Origin of the sequence: Actinocatenispora comari, from assembly GCF_017312725.1 — a bacterium.
Lineage (GTDB): Bacteria > Actinomycetota > Actinomycetes > Mycobacteriales > Micromonosporaceae > Actinocatenispora > Actinocatenispora comari.
Genome location: NZ_BOPO01000112.1, coordinates 1 through 9,386, shown reverse-complemented (window position 1 = coordinate 9,386; position 9,386 = coordinate 1). Strand labels below are relative to the sequence as shown.

The following is a 9,386-nucleotide window of genomic DNA, read 5'->3' as shown; positions in this document are numbered from 1 at the left end:
TGGCGCGGCCGGCCGCGCTGGCCGCCTGCCGCCAGAGCCGGATCACCGCGTACGAGCGCCACGGCCGCACCGTGGCGGCCCAGGCGGCGAGCGGCTTCGCCGCGTCGGGCAGCCCAAGCGCCGCGGCCCCGTGCCGTACGCCCAGATCGCCCTCCAGGAACGTGTCCGGCTCGCCGAGGCCGCGCAGCATCACGTAGTTGACCGTCCACGGCCCGATGCCCGGTACCGCGAGCAGCGTCTCGGCGACCGCGTCGGGGTCGCCGCCGTCCAGGTCCACCGCACCGTCGGCGACCAGCCCCGCCGCGGTGCGCAGGGCGCGGCGCCGGGCGTTCGGCATCGGCAGCAGCTCGTCCGGCGCGTCGGCGACGGCCGCCGCGGTCGGGAACGTGTGGCTCAGCTCGCCCGCGGCGACCGGATCGCCGAGCGCGGCGGCGAGGTTGCCGAGGATGCTGCGCGCCGCGGCGACCGACACCTGCTGGCCGACGATCGCGCGGCACAGCATCTCGAACCCGTCCACCGACCGCGGCAGCCGTACCCCGGGGGTGGCCGCGACGTCCGCGGCCAGCGCCGGCTCGGCGCCGAGTACCGCGTCGACCGCGACCGGGTCGGCGGACAGGTCGAACAGCCGCCGGCAGCGGGACACCGCGGGGGCCAGGTCGCGCACGTCGGCCAGGTGCAGCACCGCCGACACGTACCCGTCGGCCGGGCTCAGCTCGGCCCACCCGACCCCGTGCGGCAGCCGCATCGTCCGCCGGTACGTGCCGGCCACGACCGACTCGACGCCGGGCAGCGCGCGGGCCGCCAGGAACCCGACCACCTCGGCCGCCGCGAACGGTTCCCGGTACGCGAGCCGTACCGGCACCGTGGTCCAGTCCGTGCCCGGCACCGGGGCACCACCGGCGTCGACCGGCGCGGTACCCGCGTCGACCGGTGGCGTCTCGGGGATCGTGGCCGGCCCGGCCCGGTGCACGGTCGCGGCCCGTCCCGCCGTACGGCCGCCGCGCCGCTTCGCGGCCCGCAGCGCCGACGGGGTGCTGCCGTACACCTCGCGCAGCGTGTCGTTGAACTGGCGAACGCTGCCGAAGCCGGCCGCGAACGCGATCTCGGCGAGCCCCATCGGGGTCGTCTCGATCAGCAGCCGGGCGGTCTGCGCCCGCTGCGCCCGGGCCAGCGCCAGCGGCCCGGCGCCGACCTCGGCGGACAGCAGCCGGTTGAGGTGACGTTCGGTGTAGCCGAGCCGGCTGGCCAGCCCCGCGACACCGTCCCGGTCGACCAGCCCGTCCGCGATCAGCCGCATCGCGCGGGCGGCGACGTCGGCCCGGCTGTCCCATTCGGGGGAGCCGGGCGTGGCGTCCGGACGGCAGCGCATGCAGGCGCGGAAGCCGGCGCCCTGGGCGGCCGCGGCGGACCGGTAGAACCGGACGTTGGCGCGTCGCGGGGTCTGCGCCGGGCAACTCGGTCGGCAGTAGATCTTCGTCGAGGTGACGGCGGTGTAGAAGCAGCCGTCGAACCGCCGGTCGCGGCTGGCCACCGCGCGGTAGCAGTGCTCGAAGTCCGGAAGCGTGTTCACGTCTCCGATCCTGACACCGCCGCCGGCGAATGGCTCGCGGCTTTCGGACACGACCGTGACGACGGCCGATCGCGGATTTCGGACCTGGTCGGGCCGGGTCCCGCGCTTGCCGGCGCGGGCGTCTCGTGCGGCGGCGACCCCGGGTCGGGCGCGAGTGCGGGATCCGATCGCTGCGCACACCCGCCGGGGTTCGCGAAGCGGGTGCGCGTGGCGGGCGCCGGCAGCCGGGCCGGTCGCGCCGCGGGCGGGCTGGTCACCCCGCGGTGGGTCGGTCGGGCCGGCGGTGAGGCGATCAGCGCAGCGGTGCGGGGCCAGCCGGGTGGTGCGGGGTCAGCCTCGCGGTGCGAGGGCCAACTCGTGTCGGAGGTACTCGGCGGTGTACGAACCGGGCGCCGCGGCCAGCGCGCCGACCGGGCCGGCGAACACGACGCGGCCGCCGTGCCGGCCGGCGCCCGGACCGAGGTCGATCACGTGGTCGGCGTGCCGCACGACGGCCAGGTCGTGCTCGGCGACGACCACGGTGTTCCCGTTGTCCACCAAGCCGTCCAGCACGTGCAGCAGCACGTCCACGTCGGTCGGCGACAGGCCGGTGGTCGGTTCGTCCAGCAGGTACACCGTGCCGTGCGCGGACAGCTCGCCGGCGAGTTTCAGCCGCTGCCGTTCGCCGCCGGACAACGTCGACAGCGGCTGCCCGAGCGTCAGGTACCCCCGGCCGACCGCGACGGCGGGCGCCAGCCGGCGTCGTACCGCCGGGTCGGTGAGCCGGTCGACCGCCTGCTCGGTGGTGAGGGCGAGGACGTCGACGATCGTCATCCCGGCCACCCGGTACGCCAGCGCCTCGGGCGAGTAGCGGGAGCCGCCGCACGCCTCGCACAGCACCGTCACCGGGTCCAGGAACGCCAGGTCGGTACGGATCTCGCCGCGCCCGTCGCAGCGCGGGCAGGCGCCGGTCGAGTTGAAGCTGAACAGCCCGGCCGGCACGCCGTGCGCGGTCGCGAACATCCGTCGCAGCGGGTCCAGCACGGCCAGGTGGGTCGCCGGGGTCGACCGTACGGAGCCGGCGACCGGGCCCTGGTCGACCACCACGGCGTCCGGGTACTGCGCGGCCAGCTCGCGCACCAGCGTGCTCTTGCCGGCGCCGGCCACGCCGGTCACGACCGTCAGCACTCCGGTCGGTACCTCGATCGTGCCGCCGGCGAGGTTGTGCCGGCCACCGCGGACGGGCAGGTGCCCGGTCGGGGTGCGGTGCCGGGCGGTGATGCGGGCGCGGCGGGCCAGCGAGCGGCCGGTGGCGGTGTCCGCGGCGCGCAGAGCGTCGACGGGGCCGGCGTACACGATGCGGCCACCCGCGGCACCGGCGCCCGGACCGAGGTCGACGACGTGGTCGGCGGCCCGCGTCACGGCCGGGTCGTGCTCCACCACCAGCACGGTGTTTCCGTTGTCCCGCAAGGCGTGCAGCAGGTCGATCAGTCGTTCGACGTCGCGCGGGTGCAGGCCGGCGCTCGGCTCGTCGAACACGTACGTCATCCCGGTCAGCGCGCTGCCCAGGTAGCGCACCGTCTTGAGCCGCTGCGCCTCGCCGCCGGACAGCGTCGGGGTGGCCCGGTCGAGCGTCAGGTAGCCGAGGCCGACCTGCTCGATGCGGCGCAGCGTGGCGACGGCCGCGGCGGCGACCGGGTTGTCCATCCCGGCCAGCAGCGGGGTCAGCTCGCCGATCTCCAGCGCGGTCAGGTCCGCGATCGAGCGACCGTCGATGCGGGACGCCCGGGCGGCCGCGTTGACCCGGGCGCCACCGCAGTCCGGGCAGCGGCCGCGCGTCACGAACCCGTCGGCGAGGCGCTGCTTGTCGGCGCCGGCACGCAGGTACCGCCGGGTGATGCCGGGGACGAGCCCCTCGTACCGGTTGCGGTAGACGCCGCCGGCCGGGGTGGTGCGCTGGACCGTGAAGCCCTCGCCGTGCAGCAGCAGGTCGCGGTCCGCGGCGGGGAACGCGGCGACCGGCCGGTCCGGGTCGAACAGCCCGGAGCGCGCGTAGATCTGCCACGCCGTCGACCCCACCCGGTACGGCGGGAACCGGATCGCGCCGTCGTCGAGCGAGCGCGTCTCGTCCAGCACCCGGGCCACGTCGACGGTGGCGACCGTACCGAGCCCCTCGCAGCCGGGGCACATCCCGGCCGGGTCGTTGAACGAGTACCGGTTGGACTCGCCGGCGCTGGGCGAGCCGTACCGGGAGAACAGCACCCGCAGCGTCGGGTGCACGTCGGTCATGGTGCCGACCGTGGAACGGGCGCCGCCGCCGACCGGCCGCTGGTCGACGACCACGGCCGGGGTGAGGTGCTCGATCGCGTCGGCGTCCGGGCGCTCCTGGCGGGGCAGGCGGTGCCGCACGAACGCCGGGTACGTGTCGGCGAGCGCGCGCTGTGCCTCGGCCGCGATGGTGCCGAACACCAGCGACGACTTGCCCGATCCGGACACTCCGGTCACCACGGTCAACCTGCCGTGCGGCACCCGTACCGAGACGTCGCGCAGGTTGTGGGTGCGGGCCCGGGTCACCACGATGTCGGCCACGTCGAACTCCTTCAGCTACGACCTATAGCCAAAGCTACAGCCCAAAGCTAAGATCGTCCGCGTGACCTCGGCAACCCCGGACCGGCGCGCGCTGCGCCGCGAGCAGACCCGCGCGGAGATCCTCGACCTCGCGCTCGACGAGATGGCCACCGCCGGCGTCGCCGGGCTCAGCCTGTCCACCGTCGCCCGCCGCCTCGGCATCCGCCCGCCGTCGCTGTACAAGTACTTCCCGTCCCGGCACGCGGTCTACGACGCGCTCTTCGCCCGCGGCAACCGCGACTACCTCGCCGCCGCCCGCGCCGCGGCCGGTGGCGCCGAACCCGGGCTCGCGGCGATCGGCGCCGCGTTCGAGGCCGGCGCCCGCTGGGTCGTGGCCAACCCGACCCTCGGCCAGCTGATGTTCTGGCGTCCGGTGCCCGGCTACGTCCCCTCCGCCGCGGCGTACGCGCCGGCCGTGGCGCTCGGCGAGCTGATGACCGCCCAGGTCCGCGCCGCCGTGGACCGCGGCGAACTGCACCCCGACGCGGCGGCGCCGGCCGGTCTCGACCTGCTGCGCAGCCTGATCACCGGGGTGGTGTCCCAGCAGCTCGCCAACGAGCCCGACGCGACCTACGAGACGGGTCGTTTCACCCGCCTCGTGCCGCGACTGCCCGCCCTGTTCGCCGCCGCCTACCCGCCCACCGGCTGATTCCGGCGGGCGGGACGGTGGTGTTCAGGTGCGGGGGAGGGCCGGCTCGTGCGCCCGGGCGGGCGCCGCCCGCCGGTTCAGCAGCCGGGCCAGCGGCCGGGGCAGCCACCAGTTCGCCGCGCCGAGCAGCTCCATCAGCGCCGGTACCAGCACCATCCGGACCAGCGTCGCGTCCAGCAGCACCGCGACCGCGAGCCCGAGACCGAACTGCTTGACCGCCGGATCGTCGCCGAGCAGTACGGTCAGGAACACCAGGACCATGATCGCCGCGGCCGCGGTGATGGTCCGGGCGGTCGACGCGAGGCCGCGCCGCACCGCCTCGCGGGTGTCCGCGCCCGCGTCGTACTCCTCGCGGATCCGGGACACCAGGAACACCTCGTAGTCGGTGGACAGCCCGAACAGGATCGGGAACACGAACAGCGGTACCCAGGTGGTGACCGGTTGGTCGGTCGCGAAGCCGAGCGCGTGGCCGAACCAGCCCCACTGCACCACCGCGGTCAGCACCCCGTACGCGGCGAGTGTGGACAGCAGCGTCATCACCGCCGCCTTGACCGCGATCACCACCGAGCGCACCAGTACCAGCAGGACGAGCAGGGAGAGCGCCACGACGACCGTGATCAGCCACGGCAGCCGGGTGGTGACCGAGTCGGCGAAGTCGATCGTCGCCGCGTTCGGCCCACCGACATACACCCGCTGACCCGCCGCGGCCTGCGGGATCACGGTGTCCCGCAACCGATGTACCAGCTTCGGGGTGGCGGCGTCCTGGGTGCCGGCGGTCGGGATCGCGACGAACTCGCTGGCCCCGCCGTCCGCGCTGGTACGCACCGGCGTCACGGCGGCGACGCCCGGGGTGTCGCGGACCGCGTCGGCTACCGGCCGCAGCGCGGCGCCGGAGCCGTCCGTGACGATCACCAGCGGCGCGTCCCGGCCCGGACCGAACGCGTCGGCGAGGGTCCGGTGCGTGGCGTACGCGGACGTGTCGCGCGGCGCGGTCGACGCGTCGGCGAAGCTGAGCCGCATCGACAGCGCCGGTACCGCGAGCGTCAGCAGCACCGCGGCCCCGACGACCAGGCCGACCACCGGATGCCGCTGGATCGCGCCGGCCCAGCGGGACGCGAGCGGACTGGTCGTCGACGTCCGGCCGAAGTACGGCAGCCGGAGCCGGTCGATGTGGCGCCCGACGAAGCCGAGCAGCGCCGGCAGCAGCGTGACCGCCGCGACCATGGTGGCGAGCACGGTCACCGACGCGGCGACCGCGGTCGCGTTCAGCAGCGGCTGCTGCATCACGAACAGCCCGGCCAGCGCGATCACGACGGTACTGCCGGCGAACAGCACGGCCCGGCCGGCGGTGGTGATCGCGACGACGGTGGCCTGCTCCGGTGTCGCTCCCTGCCAGGCGCCCTGCTCGGCTCCGCCGTGCTGTGCGCCTTGCCCGGCTCCGCCGTGCAATGCCTCGCGGTAGCGGGTGACGATGAACAGCGCGTAGTCGATCCCGACGCCGAGCCCGATCAGCGTCGACACGATCGGGGTGAACGACGGCGCCGGCAGCAGGTGGCCGAGCAGCTCGATGCCGGCCAGCCCGGTACCGATGCCGAACAGCGCGGTCAGCAGCGGCAGCCCCATCGCGAGCAGCGAACCGAAGCTGATCAGGATCACGATCACGGCGGCGAGCACGCCGACGCCCTCGCTCGGCCCGCCGGGCGGCTGCTCGACCGACAGCACCGCGTCGCCGCCCAGGGTGAACGTGACGCCGTCGCCGGACGCGTGCTTCACCTTGTCCAGCAACGGGGTCACCGTGTCGGCGGAGATCTGGTCCGCGCTGGACCGGATCGTCGCGTAGGCGGTGCGGTGGTCGGCGGAGATCTGCCCCGGCGTCCGGTACGGGTCGGCCACCTCGACGACGTGCGGCGCGCCGCGCATGGTGGACAGCAGCGACTCGACCCGGGTGCGTACCGCCGGGTCGGTGACGGGCCGGTCCGCGGTCACCGCGAGCGTGAGCGTGTCCCCGTTCTGCGTCGGGAAGTGTTGCCGGATCAGCTCCTGCGCGTGCGCGGACTCGCTGGTACCGCCGGAGAAGTCGTTGTCGGCGGGCGCCGCGTAGCGGAATCCGACGACGAGCAGCGCGGCGGTGCCGACCAGCCAGCAGGCCAGCACCAGCCAGCGGCGCCGGAAGCAGCCGCGGGCCAGCGCGGCCAGCGGCCCGGTCGGTCCCGGAGCGGACCCGGACCGGTTGTCAGGACGGAATCGACTGGTGTGCCTGGGATGCATGACGCACTCCTGAAGGGATCGAGCGAACCCCCTGAGCCTCGCGTCTCGACTCGCCCCGGTCGTCCACCCGGAGTTGCCGACCGGTACCCCCACCGGAGGCATCCCGACGGAGTACCCGCCGCCACCACGCCAGGCGGTCAGCCGCCCGGGGTGACGAGCCCGCTCTCGTACGCCAGCACCACGAGCTGGGCGCGATCGCGCGCGGCGAGCTTGGTCATGATCCGGCTGACGTGCGTCTTGACCGTCAGCGGGCTCAGGAACAGCCGGCCGGCCATCTCGTCGTTGGTCAGCCCGCCGGCGACGAGCACCAGCACCTCACGTTCCCGGTCGGTGAGCCGGGACAGCACCGAGGTGTCGGCGACGCGCTTGGCCGGCCGGGCGACGAGATCGGCGATCAGCCGGCGGGTGATGGACGGCGCGAGCAGCGCGTCGCCGCGGGCCACCACCCGGATCGCGTGCAGCAACTCGTCCGGCTCGATGTCCTTGACCAGGAAGCCGGACGCGCCGTCCTTGAGCGCCTGGTACACGTACTCGTCCGTCTCGTACGTGGTGAGGATCAGCACCCGGACGCCGGCCAGGTCGTCGTCGGAGGCGATCTCGCGGGTCGCGGTCAGCCCGTCGGTGCCGGGCATCCGGATGTCCATCAGGACCACGTCGGCCGCGGTGTCCCGCGCCGCCCGGACCGCCTCGTCGCCGTCCGCGGCCTCCGCCACCACCTGGATGTCACCGGCGTCGGCGAGCAGGGTACGAAACCCGGCCCGGATCAGCGCCTGGTCGTCGGCGAGCACCACCTTGATCACCACGGCATCAACCTCACGGTTCGGAGTACCACTTTCGACCGGGACGCGCCGGCCGGGACAGGTCGGGGTAGCCGTGGCCGGCGGGCGATCGGGCGCCGCGCCGGCCCGGGCAGGTGTCGCCGGGCCACTATCGGGCACCGCCCGGCAACGGGAGCCGGGCGTGCACCCGGAAGCCGCCGGCCGGATCCGGGCCGGCCTCGACGCTACCCCGGACCGAGGCCGCGCGCTCGCGCATACCGAGCAGCCCGTGGCCGTCGGTTTCCGGTGCGGTACAGCCGATCCCGTCGTCGAGTACGGTCAGCTCCAGGTGGCCGTCCCGGGTGTCGACGGTGACCGTCGCGCGGGCGCGACCGGCGTGCTTGACGGTGTTGGTCAGCGACTCCTGCACGATCCGGTACGCGACGAGTTCGGTCGCGGCGGGCAGCTCCGGCAGCGGCGTCGGCAGCCGCAGCGTGACCGGAACCCCGGCCTGCCGGGTGCGCTCGGCGAGCGTGGCGAGCTGGGCCAGCCCGGGCGTCGGGTGCCGCGGATCGGCCTCGCCCTCGGTACGCAGCAGCCGCAGGATCGCCCGCAGCTCGACCAGGCCGTCCTTGCTCGCGGCGCGGATCGCGGCCAGCGCGGTCGCCGCCTCCGGCGGCGGATCCTTCAGCACGTGCGCGGCCGCTGCCGCCTGCACGCTGATCGTGGCCATCGTGTGCGCGACGACGTCGTGCAGTTCCCGGGCGATCCGCAGCCGCTCCGCGTCGACCCGCCGGCGCGCCTCCTCCTCCCGGGTCCGTTCGGCCTGCTCGGCCCGGTCGGCGATCTCCGCCACGTACGCCCGGCGGCTGGCCACCGCGAGCCCGGCCGCGAGCGCCACCGCCACCTCGAACGGGATCACCGTCACCGGACCACCGAAGCCGAACGGGCTGAACAGGATCGTGCTGCCCATCAGCACCACGACGGTGATCCCGGCCAGCAGCAGCGCCCGCCGCGCCCGGCCGAGCGTCGTCACCGTGTACACCGCCAGTACCGGGGCGATCAGCGCGGAACCGTTGACGTAGCCGGGAATCGTGTACAGCACGACCAGCGCCAGCGAGATCGCCCAGACCGTGACCGGCCGGCGCCGGCGCCACACCAGCACCGCGGCGGCCGCACCGGCGAGCAGGTACGCCGGCCACGGCGGCACCACCAGCCCCGCCACCACGTCGTCCGGGTTGCTCGGGTACGACTCGCCCAGCGAGCCGAGCACCACCAGCGCGGTGACCACGACCGCCAGGGCCGCGTCCACCAGCAGCGGGCGCGGCCGCCACCGCACCACACCCGGGTACCGCGTCGCCGTCACGTCACCGAGCCTAGGCGTGCCGGCGTCCCCGGCGTGTCCTCCGCCGGAAGGCACCCCGTACTCCCCCCGATGTACGCCGCCCCCCGCACCGCGTCGCGGCCGGCCGGCTGCGGGCCCGCCACGCCGCCGGGCCCGCCACGTCGCCCGGGCCCGCCATGCCGCCCGGGC

General features: G+C 75.1%; 6 protein-coding genes. 1 reads left to right on the top strand and 5 read right to left on the bottom strand.

Translation table 11 applies throughout. The annotated features are described in order from the left end of the window. On the bottom strand, positions 1–1,579 hold a 1,579-nt coding region (locus NUM_RS26950), incomplete at its 3' end, for an AlkA N-terminal domain-containing protein (RefSeq protein WP_207127755.1). 321 nt (positions 1,580–1,900) lie between these two features. After that, on the bottom strand, positions 1,901–4,138 hold the full coding sequence (locus NUM_RS37755; protein WP_263975148.1) for an excinuclease ABC subunit UvrA: 2,238 nt from the start codon (positions 4,136–4,138) through the stop codon (positions 1,901–1,903). A 61-nt stretch (positions 4,139–4,199) separates the two neighbouring features. Here NUM_RS37755 and NUM_RS26940 point away from each other — a divergent pair, with 61 nt between their 5' ends. Further along, positions 4,200–4,826, top strand: a complete 627-nt coding sequence (locus NUM_RS26940) for a TetR/AcrR family transcriptional regulator (protein WP_207127749.1) — start codon at positions 4,200–4,202, stop codon at positions 4,824–4,826. 24 nt (positions 4,827–4,850) lie between these two features. Here NUM_RS26940 and NUM_RS26935 read toward each other — a convergent pair whose 3' ends face one another. The 3 genes from NUM_RS26935 to NUM_RS26925 form a co-directional block, all read right to left on the bottom strand. Beyond that, on the bottom strand, positions 4,851–7,094 hold the full coding sequence (locus NUM_RS26935) for an MMPL family transporter (RefSeq protein ID WP_207127747.1): 2,244 nt from the start codon (positions 7,092–7,094) through the stop codon (positions 4,851–4,853). Between the two features lie 137 nt (positions 7,095–7,231). Continuing rightward, on the bottom strand, positions 7,232–7,894 hold the full coding sequence (locus tag NUM_RS26930; protein WP_207127751.1) for a response regulator transcription factor: 663 nt from the start codon (positions 7,892–7,894) through the stop codon (positions 7,232–7,234). A 127-nt stretch (positions 7,895–8,021) separates the two neighbouring features. Then, positions 8,022–9,218 (bottom strand): sensor histidine kinase, encoded by a 1,197-nt coding sequence (locus NUM_RS26925; protein WP_207127746.1) that lies wholly within the window; start codon positions 9,216–9,218, stop codon positions 8,022–8,024. Positions 9,219–9,386: the final 168 nt, after the last annotated feature.